This window comes from Vibrio sp. 1249-1, assembly GCF_033340495.1.
Genome location: NZ_JAWOWJ010000001.1, coordinates 445213 through 460759 on the forward strand (window position 1 = coordinate 445213; position 15547 = coordinate 460759).

A 15547-nucleotide genomic window follows, 5' to 3' on the forward strand; every position below is an offset into this window, starting at 1 on the left:
GTTCGTAAATGTACTCAAATCAGCTAGTTTTATTTATCTCAAAATGTCCAGAGGAATACACCGGTGCAAAGCATATTGAAATGCCTGAGAGTGGTGGTTCGATAGGTCGTTCCCCAAGCTGTAGCGTGTCTTTAGCCGATCACAACCGCTTTATATCGGGCACTCATTGTTTGCTCAGCGTGTATGGAGATACCTACTATATAAGTGACGTATCAACTAACGGCACAATGGTAAATGGGAATAAAATACTAAAAAATCAACCCGTTGCGATAGTTGATGGCGACATCATTTCTTTAGGGCAATATGAGATTGGTGTTTCTCTTGAGCACGTTACCTCAACACTAGACATCGCCGCTGATATTGCTCCTGAGCGAGTATCTAGCGATCCTCTGGTTAGTCTAGGAGATGCGGTTGTCGAAGAGGAAGAAAAAGTCGGTGCCTTAGAAGATTTGTTTATGGAGACTAAACAGGATGACATTGATTGTCATGATCCTGTTGCTCACCTTAACTTTTCGATGCAGCGAGATGACGATTACTTAATTCGTGATAATGAGCGTACAGAATCTGAACAACCTAGAACCGTGGAAAACACGCGTCAGGTGGTCGATGACAGTTTCAGCATATATTCCGAATTCGATCAGCCAAGCCTAATCCCTGAAGACTGGATGGCTGCGGAAACCAAGAGTAACGCATCAGTCAATGATGCATTAGCGCCAGAAAGCGGTAAGGCACATAGAGCCGATATTGCCTCAGCTGAGGTGATGCAACCTGGCACGGTAGCCCCAGATAGCACGATTCAAAGACAACATCGTACGCATAATGTTACTGAGATGGTCGTAGAACAGGCTAACACAGGGTCAAAATGGGAAGAGATGACCCAATCTTTTACGCCTTCTCCTAACACTAATCAGCAACTTCAAATACCTACGGCAGAGCACGCGATAAACAGTACGACGAAAGCACAAGTCGATACTGATGCGGCCGTTTGCTCTCAAGATATAGCGCAAGCGTTTTTTGATGGTTTGGGTATTCGAAACCCAGAGTTGATGACAAACGAGGCGCAGTTATTCAAGCAAATGGGCACTTGCTTGCGTTTATGTATTGATAACCTACAGAAAGAGTTGCACGAAGTGGAATCGTTAAAAGATGAGCAGAGTGCGAGTGAGGCTAACTCGAACATTGCAGAGCTAATGCTTACTTTGAATAGTCAGCAATTACTGGCTCCAAATGAACTGGTTGAACAAATGCTCGATGAGCTGAACGACCACCAAGTTATGTTTAACAAAGCACTGAATGAGCTCATTTTAGAACAGTCAGAAACGAACGATCCCGTAGCATTTGCTAACAGGGTCGCTAGCCAGTCTTTGTTCTCAACTAAGTCAAAGCTGTGGGCCGAATACCTAGATTTCTACACTAATAATCGTCGCCTGCTTAATGAAACATCCTTAAAAGGGCTGATTAAGAAAAACTATAACAAAGTGATTAAGGGAAACCATGCGTAGTATCGCCGTATTACTCGGATTTGCCATGTTGTCCGGTTGTTCCATGTGGGATCAATTTAAAGAGTCCACTGGTATCACACCAGAAACTTCGTCGATTGAATTGGTTATTGAGGCATCACCTGTACTCAATGTGAGAAATGGGGGCCAGTCATCTCCAGTTATTCTCCGTCTTCACGAATTAAGTTCGCCAGTATTGTTCCGAAGCTTAGATTTCTTTGCCTTGTTTGAGAGCGATAAAGCGTCGTTGGGTGATGAGTACATCAAACGTTACGAATATCAAATACAGCCAGGTGGAAAAGTTCATGAAATGCTAACTCTAGACCCTGACACTCGTGCCGTCGGTTTTTCAGTGGCTTTTCGTGATATTGATGGTTCGTCTTGGCGAAAAGTGGAAGTTATTGAAGAGAAGAGCGAGTACTACATCAAGCTCAAGTTAGAAGGCAGTGAGTTAATCTCTGATAACACTCGCGGCATTGAACAGGTTTACTTTTAAGGGATAGAAACATGTCTTTATACAATCCAGTTGTTTGGCAAGATGGAATGTTCATGAAGCCGCAGCATTTTCAACAACTCGATCGTTCGCAAAGTAAACTATCGAGCCTACTGAGTGCCAATGCATCGCCTTTGCATTGGGGAATTAAACGTTTAGAAATCAACTCTCAGTTACTAGCACTGGGTAAAATCGGTATTACTCGTGCTGAAGGTATTTTACAAGACCGGACACCATTTGAGCTTCCGTTGCTTGCTGAGCTGCCTGAAGTGAAAGATGTAGATCCTTCGATTGCCGATAAAGTCGTTTATTTGTGCTGTCCGTTACCATCGGAACGTTCTGAGTTATTTGGTACCAAAAAAGACGGTGCGCGCTATACGATGGAATCTCAAGAAGCGGTTGACGCTTGTTATGATTCGGAAGACATGGCAAATATCGTCGTCGGTAAGCTTAACTTTTGCTTAATGTACGATCATGAAGATAAGAGTGCTTACACGTCTATTCCGATCTTAAAGATCTCAGAAGTGAAGCCTGATGGCAGCGTGATCTTAGATGATAGTTTCATTCCTACCTGCATCGATATTCATGCGTCGACAGTACTGAGTAAATTTGCGACCGAGTTTGCTTCTATGTTGAAGCATCGCGCGGAATCGATAGTTCAGCGATTAGGGGTGGTGGATCAACAAGGCGTATCATCGGTTTCTGACTTTATGCTATTGCAAGCGCTCAACCGATACGAACCCTTGTTTTGGCATTTCGCAAGCACAGAAGCTGTGCATCCTGAGTCTTTGTATCGAATTCTTCTTCAGGCAGAGGGTGAGCTTTCGACGCTGTGCTCAACGACACGCCGACCTATTGAGTTTACGAAGTACAATCATGGTGATCTTACTAGCTGTCTTTCTCGCGTCCTAGACAGTGCGAAAATGACATTGAGCGTGATGTCTGAGCAAAGAGCAATTCCACTGACCTTAAAAGATCAGAACTATGGCATCAGAACGGCAGCAATCCCTGACAATAAGATCATTGATACGACAACCTTTATCCTCGCAGTTAAAGCCGACGTGACCTTGGATGTTCTGCATACCCAGTTTGTCAGCCAAACGAAGATCGGTTCTATCGATAACATACGTGACTTGATTAACCTTCAACTGCCTGGGATTGAGATCAAACCAATGCCAGTTGTGCCACGCGCGCTGCCGTATCACGCTGGCTACACCTATTTCGAGCTCGATAAAACGGGCGAAGAGTGGATGGCATTGAAGAACACTGCTGCGATTGCGATTCACGTTGCGGGCGATTTCGCTAACTTATCATTGCAACTTTGGGCCGTTCGTCTATGAGTTACGCAGAAACCGACGTCACCGTAGTCTTATTCCAACCAGAGCCTGGCAAACCAATGGAGGTAATGCCAGCGCCTGACTTGTCGAGAAACATCGCAGTACAAGATCTATCTATCGACAACATGGGTATTAACCCGCTAGTGGACCAGTTCTCATGGTTGATAGCCAGTCTGTCTTGTATGTCTTCGATCCCTTGGCTTGATGACCCGATGCCATTTCGTGAACAAGTGGCACGTGAGATTCGAAAAGGTGAACGAAAACTTAATGAAATGGAGCTCGATCGTGCTTCGGTTCTTGTTATTCGTTACTGCTTGTGTGCGGCGATTGATGAATCTGTTTGTCGACAAGAGTGGGGGGCAAATAGTCACTGGAGCCAGAACAGCTTACTGTCTGAATTCCACAACGAAACATCTGGTGGTGACAAGTTTTTCGTTATTCTCGACCGCTTAAAAGCCGACCCTCGCAAATACCGTCACGTTATAGAGTTTCTCTATTTATTGCTTCAACTTGGTTTCCAAGGCAAGTACGGCCGTGAAGAGCGTGGCAACGAAAAGTTAGCGGAAATTGGCAGCACCATTTATCGATTAGTGCGAGATGACCGCCTAGCAGAACAAGAAAAAGTTTCTTTAATCAACCTTAAAGCTAAATACCTAAAGAAGCCGTTGAAAAGGGTAATTTCACCCAAGCTGATCTTGAGTCTTAGTGCGATGACGTTTGCGCTTATGTATGCGGCAACCTACATCGTCATAGACTTAAAATTCCAGCAACTGCTTGAAATGTATAGATAACCAGAGATCTAAAATGAGATCTTCTGCCAGTTTTAGGGTTTATTGTGAATATCACTGGTCTTTTAGTGAAATTCACTAGTTATTTAGAGAGATTGCAGTTTGCGATCTCTTTTATCATTCAATCAATAAAATTCAAATGGATTGGTTATGGGCGTAACAGTTGGTGCGAATGGACTTTCGATAGTTCATAAAGGCTCAGGTGGTGAAGCGAATGCAACGCTCCCAGATGTTTGTTTAACTAAGGTCGGCAAGCCAGTCGTCCCTATCCCTTATGGCAACAATGCTAAATCAGCAGACCTTGCTGGTGGGACTACGACAGTCTCTATGGATGGCGGTAACAGTGTCGCTATCAAGGGCAGTACGTTCTCAAAAAGTACCGGCGATGCGGGCGGTGACAGAAAAGGCGTTTCCTCTGGCACGATAGAAGCTGAAGCAAAATTCATTTCAGCCTCACCAACGGTTAAATTTGAAGGTAAGGGCGTATGTCGCCTGTCCGATCAAATGACCATGAACAAAGCCAACACTGTGTGTCTTGGCGGCGCACAAAACCCATCGGTTTCTGTGAGTGAAGAGCAGGAAGGGACGTATACGCTGGATATAGAATGCAAATATCCAAATGGGCTCCCTTACTCTAATGCACAATTTTCTTTAGTCGAACCTTCAGGTGCTGTCATTGGGAGTGGAGTGCTGGATTCTAGCGGAAAAGCATCTGTTAATGGTCTCGCTCTAAAAGAATGCAGGTTAGTGCTCAGCGAAACTCAAGACTCTTACACCCCGAACCAATCTTTAGCTGAAAATATTGTTACGGAAACTTACCCTGATCCGAATGATTTTTGTACGTTTGTAGCAGGTCGCCGCTCGCCATTTTGGGAAGATCGTGTTGGGGTTGCTAATGACTGGGGCATATTGATGTCCCCATCCTTCAGTGATGATGACTTTAAAGATATTGTGTTAGAGCAAAGCCGTATATCGTCTCCTTATGCGATTAGTCAAAATCACTCTAAAGATTTTTCTGATGCTTATGTTTCGGCACTTTATCACATCCAAACTGATACTACTGCGCTAGAGAAATACGAACCTTTAGTTGAACTGCTCTTGGAGCAAGTGCACGAAAATGGCGATATATTGAGAGTCTTATATCAAGCTGATGTGTTTGAGCCTCCCTATGAATTATTAGCGAAGCTTCGCTTTTTAGGGACTGGGAATACTGTGAAGTATTTGCAGTTTGTTTTATGGACGTTGATAAACAATCAAATCTGTTCATACATCGATGAGCTAAACAGTGAAATCATCGGTCGTTTAGATTTCATACAAAGCCAAGCTTCTGCAAGGTCGTTGAGTTCTGTTGAAGAGGGTATAAACGGTTATAAAAAAGCACTTAACCACTTCAAACAAGCACTTCCTGACGTCATTAGCCAAATTTTCGAAACCAAAAATGACACCCTAATTTCTATATCGGCAATGGCCCTTGGGAGTACCGTTAACATAGCGAGCCAATCTAGCTTTGCTACTAATTTAGGTAGGGTTAATGCGGTGGTGTACACGAAGTCAAACAACTTGAACCGCCCATCATTTGTCACTTTTGACGATAACTTTTCTGACTAGGACATTTAAATCATGGATGCAGTTTTTCCGATAGCGCAACGAGAAGGTGACGCTTACTACACGCTCAGTGATTTTACGAAATTGTTTGATCAAGCTAAGAGCGGTCGTTATTTAATAGGACAAGGGTACGGTTGGCATAGTGGCATTCACTTAACATCAAAAATGTTACCGTGGGGGAAAGGGCTCAGACCTATTCAAGCGATGCTTGATGGAAAAATAGTGGCATTTCGCATAAATCCTGATTACCTAACATCAACGTACCAAGAGCAAGAGTTTAAGTATAGTAATAACTTTGTGCTTATCGAGCATGAGGCTGTAAACCCCGAAGATAATGAATATGTATTTAAGTTCTATACACTTTATATGCACCTTGCGCCACCTTCAGATATTGGCGCCAATTCATCTATAACCACGCGTTACCGTTTACAAGAAGCGAGAAATGTACGCACTTTCAAACATAGTGATGTGCCTACTAATTCTGGTGAAAAAAAACAGTCGATGTCTAAAGGAACATTACTTGAATACCTGTATGCAGAAGAGAAGGAGACCCATCCATACCAGATCGACAAAAATACCTACAAAATGATAAAGTGCCGTGTGGTAGAGAATGGTAAATCGGCAAGTGGTAGCGAAAAAGCACTGTTAAACAAGATTGTTTGGTTTGCTTCGGGTCTCAATAGTGACTTTGACATTTTAGAAGATTCCTCTGCTGTCCTATCAGAACCAGTTTCAGAACCTAAATGGATGTCGGACAAGGCGGCAATGATTAGGGACGGTAGTGTGGTTTCTTTACTCCCACTCCTATTTAGAGAGGGGATAAAGGTTTCAGCTGGGGAAGATATCGGTTACATGGGACTGCATGAGTACAGTAACGATGCAATTGGAACTAAGAAAGAAGATAATCGTGTGCATATCGAGATGTTCTCTTTTGAGGAGCCGCCCGAATTTTTCAAAAAACAGATTTCTCCCAAAAATGCGGAAGAAAATCCACTTGTTGTTCTCGATGGGGCCGATAGTAGCGGTGCCGTTGATATGAGTAATTCGTTTATTCAGCAATTACTTGAATCTGTGACAGAAGATCAAGTAACGGACTTCTCCTCGTTCACTGCTCGCGATGCCAAAGTATACTTAGACGGTAAGCGTAAACACTTTGAGCGATTTATTGTGAAACATCCTACAGATTGGCATACAGAGTCGTCACAAAGTCTTTATGAATCAATCCATCAGACCGCAAAGGAAGCTCTAGATATTAAGTGCTCCGCTGGTTTTGTGACTATAGAGGACTACCGTAACTCCCCATGGCGCGATCAAGTGATGGATAGCTTTGATCTTTTCTCGCAATTCGAACTGGAAAGAGCAGATAAGTTCTCATGGATGCAAGATTTACAAGGTGATTTGCAACTAAGCGATGATAAGAGCCTTTGGCATTATTGGCCTTTTGTTAATTCTTTTGTTTCGGGTTACTACGTGACTCAAAAGCAAATGAACCTGATGTTTCCAGATTCTTCCCTCAGTAAAAGAGAAGAAGTGCGTGACTTATTTAATAAATATGCTAGTAGCTTTGAAATAAATACCAATGAACGAGCAGCACAATTTTTTGCTCAGATAAGAGCTGAAGTTGGTTCGAAACTAGAAGGTAATGAAGAGGACTTATGGTATTCTGTCGATAGGTTAAAAGAAATGTTTAAGCGTTACTTCAATAAATACCCTGAAGAAGCAGTTAGTCTTGGCTATATACGAATTGATGAAAGTGAATACAAAGCACTTTCACAGGCGGATAAGAAAAAGTATGTGAGAAGAAGAAGCTATTATTATAGCCAGCTTCCTCAGGAAGATGAGATAGCGAAACGTGTTTATTCTTGTGACTCACCAGATGGCCATTTTGTACTCGTCAAGGGAGGGGACGTTTCTGGATTGAGGTATAAGGGGAAGGGGTTTATACAGTTAACTTGGAAATATAACTATGACGCTGTTCAAACTAGATTGGAAAATAAAATTCAAGACTTGGGTTTTAATATTTCAGATGACCCTTACTCGGTTTTGAAAACCAAAGAAGGTTTTTTAGCTGCTCTTGGCTTTTGGGATGTTAATAATTTGAATGAGAAAGTGTCCGGAACTATAGCTAGTACAAATAGTATCACTAATGTTGTTAACTCACGCCTTCCACGTTCTGACAAAGAAAAAAGAACAAAGTATTTTTTGGATATATATGAGGTTTTATGTAATGAATAAATTTTTAGTAAGGTTGATCGTATTTATATCCTCAGCTTTATTTAGCTTTAGTTCTTTTTCTCAAGTTGAAGATTTATTTTTAATAGATCTTAAAAATAAAAAAGTTGAAATTGAGGTAAATAAAATTGATGGAGATTATTACTTTTCAAAATCTGAGCAACGTTTTTTAGGTCAAGATATATTGCTTGGTGATAATCAAATATCAACGATTTCAGGCAATGAGAGTAATTATCCTGATATTTTAGAAGATGATATTAATTATAAATTGATTATATCAAATACTCTAGTAAAGAAACTGGGTTATTCAGTCGACCAAAATGTTGGAAACAATATTATATTAACAACAACACAGGAAGATAATTCTAATTATAGTTTTGTTTTGGTTTATTCTTACAAAAATAATAAAATTGTTCTAACCGATGTTTTATATCTCGAAGAGAGTTTTGATAAAAGAGAAGGAAAAAAAACGATATATAAAGTCAATGTGCAATCTCCAGAGAGTATTATTAATTTGGAAAGTTATGATAGAAGAGCACTCTCTGATTTTATAGTTAACAATTTATATAAATCTGTACAAGATATGACGATCGACATTAACTTATGAACAGTATAGAAGACTAGAGTAGTTGTTGATGAATGTTTCATTTTTTGGAATGTCCGATGTATGTTCGCGTTCTCTATTTTGACAAGGCTCAGTATTGTTTTTATTTTTAAATTCAGTCGATAAACTTAAGTTTAATATGGTTTGTAAATTTATTAAGGTAGTGGGGTTTTTATTTATTTTTCCGTTACCATTTTTTGTAAATGCAGACTGCGAACAAGACCCTGTTGTATTTACATGTAATTTGGAAAATAAAGACGGTGGCTTGAAAGCTTGTTTTAATCAAGCCGAGAATTCGATGTACTTCGTTGTTGACGAAAATGGGTTGAAAACAGTTTATGCCCCACGAAAGGGGAAGAGTTTAGATAACTATAAATGGATAGATATTTCTCTTGAAGAACCTGAATTCATTCCTTTGAAATTTGAAGTAAATGAAAACAAGAATGCGTACTTTTCATTGACTAGAGGTGGTGGACGGTTGAGTGTCGTTGCTAGCTTCGTTGACATGATTGAAGATGAAAATGCTGTTGAGTACTACTGTGAATTGGGAACTGAAACAGCTCTGGATCCCAACGTTAGATTAAAAATAAAACACGTAAAGCCTAATGAGTTTGAAGCTTGGGGTTAAATAGCAATAGATTCCGGTGAGAGCCTAAATAAAATTCATTGTAATAAAAAGTTAGCTTTTCTAGAAAATCTACTCGAGACGTTTGGATAAGAAATGTTCAGATAAAAAGCGCCGAAAGGCGCTTTTTATTTTCTTTAAAATAAAGTATGGTCTCCCTCCTTTTAAAATGGTAAGTGTTGAATAATTATACAGTGGTTAGGTAAATGAATAAAATAACTAAACTCGCTTTGGCTTTGTCCGTATTGACATCTGTTGTTGGGTGTCAACTGGTCTCAAATACGCCGATGCAATCGACAGCAACGAAGGAAATAATTGAAAAAGCAAAGGCAGAGTTTGATGGACAACGTTTTTATAAGTTGAATGAATATGATGAAGAAATCAACGTTTCAGATGACGGGGTCATTACCTTCAAGTCTTACTTACCACGCAGCGGCGGTTATGAATGGGTACCAATTGTTATACGCGATACTAGTTTTCGTGTTTCTTGCGATTATTTCAGTGAATATGTTGAAGCTGGAATGGTTGTTCAGGTTCAGTTTGTAGGTAAACGCGGGCGCATTGAAAATTACGACAAGCAACGTTGTGAAGAGTACGGTGAGCCAACATGGCAATAAGAGCTGTAGACAATTAAAGCGCCGAAAGGCGCTTTTTATTTACGTTTTAGTTAACTGTTAGAAAAGATGTAGACCAATCTTCGGAAGATTAGGCAAGCAATGTGTAGTATCTGGTCACAAGTTGGTATGAACTTGCCTTTTAGAAAACGCTAATAAAATCGCTAAACAGCTACATGATAATAGAACGACACCTAAGTTTTGTACTGTTCCAGCCATCGCTAATCCCGTCCCGATCATGATGTAGTACATGAGCCCAAATAAAGCGCCTGCGCTACCTACCTGTTGTTTATAATCAACGAGTGCGTCACTGAGTGTATTGGGTATCGCAATCCCATAAGACATGACGACTAACACCATTGGAGCAACAAACCAGATTGATTGGCTCAGAATCAACACACCGACTGATCCCAAACTAAGCAATACTGCTGAGAGCCAAAGTAGTTGGCTTTTTCGAACATTTTTAGACACTAGGGATTTGTTTAAATAACTCCCAAGCAGAGTGCCTAACCCCAGTACCATGCCACTGTATCCAAATTGTTCGGAGTTATACCCAAGTGCTGAGAAAGTAAATGCGCCAAGCTGGTAATAAGAAAATAGAGCAATGTTATACAAAGCAACCAATAATCCTGAGCGCCAAATTCGCGCGTCTCTTACCATTTTCCAGCTAAGTTGATGCAACCGTACTGGTGTCTGTTCCTTCTGTGTTTCAGGAAGCTTAATAACGTTATAAGCGAGCAATACTAACGCGATTAAAAACAAGGCAAAAAACACATAACGGTATCCACCAAGCGCTGTAAGCTGCCCGCCTAATAGCATGCCAACTACCGGGCTGATTGATATACCCATCCCCATTAAGCTAAAGACTTTACTCAGTTCTTGACCGTCAAACGCGTCACGAAGCATGGTCTGTGTGACAACGGATCCTACCGCGATACCAAATGCGCTTAGGGCTCGCGCGGCCATGACAACAGCAAAGCTTTCGGTTTGAGTTGCGAGTAAAGATGCGCAACCATAGATAAAGAGCCCAATAAGCATGGTGGGCCTTCTTCCCAGTTTATCTGCGAGAACTCCCCAAACTACAACGCCAATGGCAAAAGCTAGGAAGTAGATCGACAATGTTTGGGCTGCTTGTGCGTGGTTTACATCAAATGATAGAGCGATTGAGCTCAACGCTGGGCTATAGATGGTTTCTACAATTTGCGGAAACATCAACATAACCAGCATGAGCCATAAAGAGGGCTTAGTATTCATATTGTTACCCATCGTTAATGAAGTTGGCGGGCAGTATAAATGAGGCTATGATTGATCTAATAACAACATAAAAACCAAATACATCAATATTCGGACAAAATGGCGCTTATTAACGAAAGAACACAATTTGATGCAGACAAGATTACTAATTATGTAGTGGGAATTGCTGCGGATATTGGCAAGCACGACTCAGGTATGCATATGCACAAGAAAGGGCAGTTATTGTACGCACCTCAAGGTTGTATGAGTTTTGCTCTGGAAGACTCGATTTGTATTTTGCCACCGACAAAGGCGGTTTGGATCCCACCTAATACGCCGCATCGCGCACTAATGACGAATGTGGTGGCGTATCGATCTTTGTATTTTGATTGTGAGGAGTTTGCCTGTCCAAGTAAGATCACGATGATAGAAGTGAATAATTTACTCCAAGCTCTTATTGATAAAATGTCATTTTGGGAGTGGGATAAGCCTAGCAGCGAGATGGTAAATACGACGGCGCTTTTTTGGGAGGAGTTTTATGCTGCGAAACGTTATTCGTTTCAGTTGCCTTTGCCATCGCATCGGCGCTTAACAACGTTTCGTCGAGAGTTGGTTGAACCTTCATTTCTAGCTCCTTCGCTTATTACTCTTGCAAACAAAGTAGGGGCGAGCACCAAGACGGTAACACGATTATTTAAGTCGGAAACGGGCATGAATTATCAAGATTGGCGGCAACAGTGGAGGCTTTTAAAAGCATTTGAATTGTTATCAACGGGCATGCCAGTCAGCGCAGTTGCCGATTGGCTGGAGTTTTCGTCAGACAGTGCTTTTATTGCATTTTTCAAAAAGCAAACTGGACAAACACCTCTGACGTTTATGAAAACCAAGCCTTAAGCGTCAAAATGCTCACACTCTTTCTAGAACAAACCCCAGGTTCACAGGCTCAGCCTATAAAGCATACATAGACAGGTACCAACGTGCAGGTTACTTGTCTTTACTCTGCAGTTTGCGAAAGTATTGCGTAGTAAAATCAACAAAGGCTCGGATGCGTTTTGGTTGATGTCGGTCGTGATGATAAAGGAGTGAAAATTCCACACTCGGAATGCTCCAATTGGTAAACACTTCTTTTAGCTTGCCTGTCTGGAGTTCTTGTTGACAATAAAGTGCTGGCACACGGATGATGCCATTTCCCGCCAAGGCTGCTTTTATCATTACTCTGCCACTCTTACATCGTAACTGTCCACGTATCTGGTGTTCCGTTGACTGCTTTGTATTCGTGTTCTCAAATGCCCACCGTGTCACACTACCTGTCAAACAAACGTGTTTTTCTAAGTCCTTTGGATGAGAAGGATAGCCATATGTTTCTAAATAGTTTGGGCTTGCGTATGTCCCCATTTCCACATCGATCAGTTTGCGAGCGATAAAGTTGGAGTCGTCTAACTTTCCCATTCGAAAAGCGATATCGAATTCATCCGCGATTAAATCGACACGATGGCTACTAAAATCTAAGTTAATGCTCACTTGTGGGTGTTGGATTAGAAATTGAGCAACGATATCTGCGACAACGTCTTCTCCTAAATAGCCCCCCACACAGTTGATACGAATGTCACCTCTTAAGTCTTCTACATCATCAACCACTGCCATAACAGCTTGATCAATATTGTGAAGGGCAGTTTCACACTGTTTATACAGAACCTTGCCTGCTTCGGTGAGGTTCAGTGTTCGAGTGGTCCTTTGTAGCAAAGTGACACCAATCTGTTGCTCCAGATTTGTTATTTGACGTGAAACGTGTGAGCGAGAAACGCCAAGTTGCTCTGCTGCTTTCGTGAAGTTTCCTAGTTGAGCGATTAGGACGAAAGAGCGAATATCCGCAAGGTTGATGTGTGTTTGCATGATGACTTCTTCATAATTCAAAAAAGTATTGTTGCAGTATAACAACAGTGTTTCAACTAGGCCGGTATATATCAACAAACAAAGTTTTCTTAAACTTACCGCCACTGATGTAAACCGTTCGATTAAGGATTCAAAATGAAAAAGTTAATTGTTATTACAGGCGCTAGTTCAGGCATTGGTGAAGCGATTGCACGTCACTTCAGTGAACAGGGCCATGCTCTTCTTTTGTTAGCAAGACGTGTAGAACGTTTGGAAGCATTAAACTTACCAAATACGCTTTGTGAAAAGGTAGATGTGACCGACAAAGCTTCTTTTGAGGCTGCAATTGAGAAAGCTGAAGCGTTGTATGGTCCGGTAGATGCACTTGTAAATAACGCAGGCGTTATGCTTCTCGGTCAGATAGATACTCAGGAAGCATCGGAGTGGAAGCGCATGTTTGATGTGAACGTAATTGGTTTGCTCAATGGCATGCAGTCCGTCCTAGCACCTATGAAAGCACGTAACAGTGGTACGATCATTAACATCAGCTCTATCGCGGGCAAGAAAACATTCCCTGATCATGCTGCTTATTGCGGTACCAAATTTGCGGTTCATGCTATTTCTGAAAACGTACGTGAAGAAGTTGCGTCATCGAATGTTCGCGTTACGACGATTGCACCTGGTGCAGTGGAAACGGAATTACTTTCACATACAACGTCTCAAGATATTAAAGATGGCTATGACGCTTGGAAGGTGGATATGGGCGGCGTGTTGGCAGCAGACGACATTGCACGAGCAGTGCTGTTTGCTTATCAGCAACCGCAAGGTGTATGTGTTCGTGAAATTGCTTTGGCACCGACAAAACAACAACCTTAACATTGAGTTACGGCGATTTTAGGTCACTAAAGCCGTAAAACTTTGCATATCGATTCGTGATTGAGATGGCATCTTTAAACTAAGTTGCGTGAAAATTTAGGTCATCCATTTAAATCCGGACACTAAGTGTGTTATTGCTTATACCCAAGTTACTCAAGGTGAGAAAAAACTTTGAGTAATTTGGGTTTTTATTTGGTCTCAATTTTAGGTAGCGGAATTTATTTAGGTCGAAGGCGATAGTTGTGAAGAAAGGAGAGTGTGACGTAAAACAAAATGAAGCAATATCCGTCTCTTAATGAGAATTGATTTCATCAACGTCACAAGCCGTTACAATTATCCGTTAGGTATTATACTTTGTGGGTGGTTAATATTTAACCAAACAAGGAGGTGTGTATGAAACGATTCGCAAACATACTTTTTGCAACACAAGGATTGCCAGGCCATAGTGACGCCCTCGAACAAGCGATGAGGATTGCATCTAGCAACAAAGTGCCTGTCTCAGGGCTAATAGCGTGTCCTGATTTCCCAACAGACATGATCCAGTATCAGCAAAGTTATGAGCAATCGCTGCAAGACTCCCTCAAACAAAGTATTCACGAATACAGACAGAAGCTGGGACTCTCTGAAGAGGATCTCGCATTTCCTCTTACTGTGAAAAGCAGTGAAAAGCCCGCTGTCTGTATTATTCAAGAAGCATTAGCTGATAACAAAGATCTCATCATCAAAGAAGCTGAACCGCTCGGTGAAGGTGCTGAGGGTTTCAAAGCTATTGATATGACTCTGTTACGAAAATGCCCTTGTCCGCTTTGGTTGCACCGACCAATTGATAAGCCAAGAGATAAACGCCGTGTTGCTGTGGCTATCGACCCATTAACGGCAAGCGATGAACAGCACTCATTAGCCGTGCGTTTACTCGAATTATCGCGTTCGATAGCCGACACCTGCGATAGTCGTTTACACGTGATTTCTTGCTGGGAGTATTACTTAGAAAACTACCTTAATGGTAACGCTTGGATTCAAGTCGATGATGCTGAGTTGAAACATGAACTCGATAAGGCAAAAGCCGATCATAAACAAGCTCTACAACAGCTGTTGGAGGAGTCTGGGATTACAGGTGAAATTGTGATTCACCACCTGCATGGAAAACCCGACGAAAAGATTCCAGATTACGTAGAGAGTATTGAGGTAGACGTGCTGGTAATGGGAACCTTAGCGAGAACTGGTATATCTGGCTATGTCATTGGTAATACGGCTGAAAATATTTTGCAATCGATTAACTGTAGTTTGGTCGCTCTTAAGCCCGATGGTTTTGTCTCACCGATTCAGTAATTGGGGTGTAACAAAGTTGGGTTTAAGTGATGTTTTAGGTAAAGGAGGGAGATGGATCTCTAGAACATGGAATTATCAATGTATCAATAAGTTATCAGAGGAGAGTGACATGAAAAACCTATGCCCGAAATGCCACACAGAAATGATAGAACGTTCGAATGTTTATGTTTGTCCGAGAAATGATATCGGTGACTGCACCTACGATGCATTCGAGTTAGCTGATGACGATAATCCATATACATTCAGCCAAGAACACGTAAGTAGTGACCTACGTTCTTATGCCGTAGCAGACAGCAAATAGCGGTTTGTATCGGCGTTCCTCTAAGTAGCACTCAGTGATTACTGTTTGCTACTTTTCCCTTGGTTTCATGATCGTTTTTGAAGCGCTTGGGCTAAAACAATACAGTGGAGTTTGTCATTTGCGCCGGATAGGGCGTATC

14 protein-coding genes and 1 pseudogene are annotated in these 15547 nt (G+C 41.5%); 13 read left to right on the top strand and 2 right to left on the bottom strand.

Annotation, left to right across the window (positions count from 1 at the left end):
- Positions 1 to 8 precede the first annotated feature (8 nt).
- The 9 genes and pseudogenes from R7Z50_RS01985 (at position 9) to R7Z50_RS02025 (ending at position 9800) form a co-directional block, all read left to right on the top strand.
- Positions 9 to 1502 carry a type VI secretion system-associated FHA domain protein gene (locus R7Z50_RS01985; protein ID WP_225477456.1) on the top strand — a complete coding sequence of 498 codons (1494 nt, stop codon included), beginning with the start codon at positions 9 to 11 and terminating at the stop codon, positions 1500 to 1502.
- Positions 1495 to 1995: a type VI secretion system lipoprotein TssJ gene (gene tssJ / locus R7Z50_RS01990; RefSeq protein WP_005386118.1), complete on the top strand. Its 501-nt coding sequence runs from the start codon at positions 1495 to 1497 to the stop codon at positions 1993 to 1995. Before R7Z50_RS01985 ends, tssJ begins: the two co-directional genes overlap by 8 nt.
- Positions 1996 to 2006: 11 nt before the next feature.
- Positions 2007 to 3332, top strand: a complete 1326-nt coding sequence (gene tssK / locus R7Z50_RS01995) for a type VI secretion system baseplate subunit TssK (RefSeq protein WP_005373357.1) — start codon at positions 2007 to 2009, stop codon at positions 3330 to 3332.
- On the top strand, positions 3329 to 4120 hold the full coding sequence (gene icmH, locus R7Z50_RS02000; protein WP_005373354.1) for a type IVB secretion system protein IcmH/DotU: 792 nt from the start codon (positions 3329 to 3331) through the stop codon (positions 4118 to 4120). The genes tssK and icmH overlap by 4 nt, the downstream gene beginning before the upstream one ends.
- A 147-nt stretch (positions 4121 to 4267) precedes the next feature.
- Positions 4268 to 4844, top strand: a pseudogene (locus tag R7Z50_RS31560) (DUF4150 domain-containing protein); the annotation flags it as partial.
- Between the two features lie 893 nt (positions 4845 to 5737).
- Positions 5738 to 7957 carry a hypothetical protein gene (locus R7Z50_RS02010; protein WP_242532903.1) on the top strand — a complete coding sequence of 740 codons (2220 nt, stop codon included), beginning with the start codon at positions 5738 to 5740 and terminating at the stop codon, positions 7955 to 7957.
- The gene (locus tag R7Z50_RS02015; protein ID WP_065275211.1) at positions 7950 to 8561 is read left to right on the top strand and encodes a hypothetical protein; all 612 of its coding nucleotides are present in this window, start codon (positions 7950 to 7952) and stop codon (positions 8559 to 8561) included. Before R7Z50_RS02010 ends, R7Z50_RS02015 begins: the two co-directional genes overlap by 8 nt.
- A 94-nt stretch (positions 8562 to 8655) precedes the next feature.
- On the top strand, positions 8656 to 9186 hold the full coding sequence (locus R7Z50_RS02020) for a hypothetical protein (protein WP_225477451.1): 531 nt from the start codon (positions 8656 to 8658) through the stop codon (positions 9184 to 9186).
- 203 nt (positions 9187 to 9389) lie between these two features.
- On the top strand, positions 9390 to 9800 hold the full coding sequence (locus R7Z50_RS02025; RefSeq protein ID WP_054577796.1) for a hypothetical protein: 411 nt from the start codon (positions 9390 to 9392) through the stop codon (positions 9798 to 9800).
- 114 nt (positions 9801 to 9914) lie between these two features.
- On the opposite strand, the gene R7Z50_RS02030 is transcribed toward R7Z50_RS02025, so the two are convergent.
- Complete coding sequence (locus R7Z50_RS02030; RefSeq protein ID WP_065275212.1) at positions 9915 to 11051, bottom strand: multidrug effflux MFS transporter; 1137 nt, start codon at positions 11049 to 11051, stop codon at positions 9915 to 9917.
- Positions 11052 to 11150: 99 nt separating this feature from the next.
- On the opposite strand from R7Z50_RS02030, the gene R7Z50_RS02035 reads away from it, so the two are divergent.
- Positions 11151 to 11924 carry an AraC family transcriptional regulator gene (locus R7Z50_RS02035; protein WP_065275213.1) on the top strand — a complete coding sequence of 258 codons (774 nt, stop codon included), beginning with the start codon at positions 11151 to 11153 and terminating at the stop codon, positions 11922 to 11924.
- Between the two features lie 90 nt (positions 11925 to 12014).
- Here R7Z50_RS02035 and R7Z50_RS02040 read toward each other — a convergent pair whose 3' ends face one another.
- On the bottom strand, positions 12015 to 12923 hold the full coding sequence (locus R7Z50_RS02040) for a LysR family transcriptional regulator (protein WP_005373334.1): 909 nt from the start codon (positions 12921 to 12923) through the stop codon (positions 12015 to 12017).
- Between the two features lie 135 nt (positions 12924 to 13058).
- On the opposite strand from R7Z50_RS02040, the gene R7Z50_RS02045 reads away from it, so the two are divergent.
- The 3 genes from R7Z50_RS02045 (at position 13059) to R7Z50_RS02055 (ending at position 15408) form a co-directional block, all read left to right on the top strand.
- Positions 13059 to 13778, top strand: a complete 720-nt coding sequence (locus R7Z50_RS02045) for an SDR family oxidoreductase (protein WP_005373333.1) — start codon at positions 13059 to 13061, stop codon at positions 13776 to 13778.
- 393 nt (positions 13779 to 14171) lie between these two features.
- Positions 14172 to 15107 (top strand): universal stress protein, encoded by a 936-nt coding sequence (locus R7Z50_RS02050; RefSeq protein ID WP_005373330.1) that lies wholly within the window; start codon positions 14172 to 14174, stop codon positions 15105 to 15107.
- A gap of 109 nt (positions 15108 to 15216) precedes the next feature.
- On the top strand, positions 15217 to 15408 hold the full coding sequence (locus R7Z50_RS02055) for a hypothetical protein (RefSeq protein WP_005373328.1): 192 nt from the start codon (positions 15217 to 15219) through the stop codon (positions 15406 to 15408).
- The last annotated feature ends 139 nt before the right edge of the window (positions 15409 to 15547 follow it).

Bases quoted from the DNA above. Each gene is read 5' to 3' on its own strand.
- R7Z50_RS01985 (WP_225477456.1), top strand. From the start codon at position 9: ATGTACTCAAATCAGCTAGTTTTATTTATCTCAAAATGTCCAGAGGAA.
- tssJ (WP_005386118.1), top strand. From the start codon at position 1,495: ATGCGTAGTATCGCCGTATTACTCGGATTTGCCATGTTGTCCGGTTGT.
- tssK (WP_005373357.1), top strand. From the start codon at position 2,007: ATGTCTTTATACAATCCAGTTGTTTGGCAAGATGGAATGTTCATGAAG.
- icmH (WP_005373354.1), top strand. From the start codon at position 3,329: ATGAGTTACGCAGAAACCGACGTCACCGTAGTCTTATTCCAACCAGAG.
- R7Z50_RS02010 (WP_242532903.1), top strand. From the start codon at position 5,738: ATGGATGCAGTTTTTCCGATAGCGCAACGAGAAGGTGACGCTTACTAC.
- R7Z50_RS02015 (WP_065275211.1), top strand. From the start codon at position 7,950: ATGAATAAATTTTTAGTAAGGTTGATCGTATTTATATCCTCAGCTTTA.
- R7Z50_RS02025 (WP_054577796.1), top strand. From the start codon at position 9,390: ATGAATAAAATAACTAAACTCGCTTTGGCTTTGTCCGTATTGACATCT.
- R7Z50_RS02030 (WP_065275212.1), bottom strand. From the start codon at position 11,051: ATGAATACTAAGCCCTCTTTATGGCTCATGCTGGTTATGTTGATGTTT.
- R7Z50_RS02035 (WP_065275213.1), top strand. From the start codon at position 11,151: ATGGCGCTTATTAACGAAAGAACACAATTTGATGCAGACAAGATTACT.
- R7Z50_RS02040 (WP_005373334.1), bottom strand. From the start codon at position 12,923: ATGCAAACACACATCAACCTTGCGGATATTCGCTCTTTCGTCCTAATC.
- R7Z50_RS02045 (WP_005373333.1), top strand. From the start codon at position 13,059: ATGAAAAAGTTAATTGTTATTACAGGCGCTAGTTCAGGCATTGGTGAA.
- R7Z50_RS02050 (WP_005373330.1), top strand. From the start codon at position 14,172: ATGAAACGATTCGCAAACATACTTTTTGCAACACAAGGATTGCCAGGC.
- R7Z50_RS02055 (WP_005373328.1), top strand. From the start codon at position 15,217: ATGAAAAACCTATGCCCGAAATGCCACACAGAAATGATAGAACGTTCG.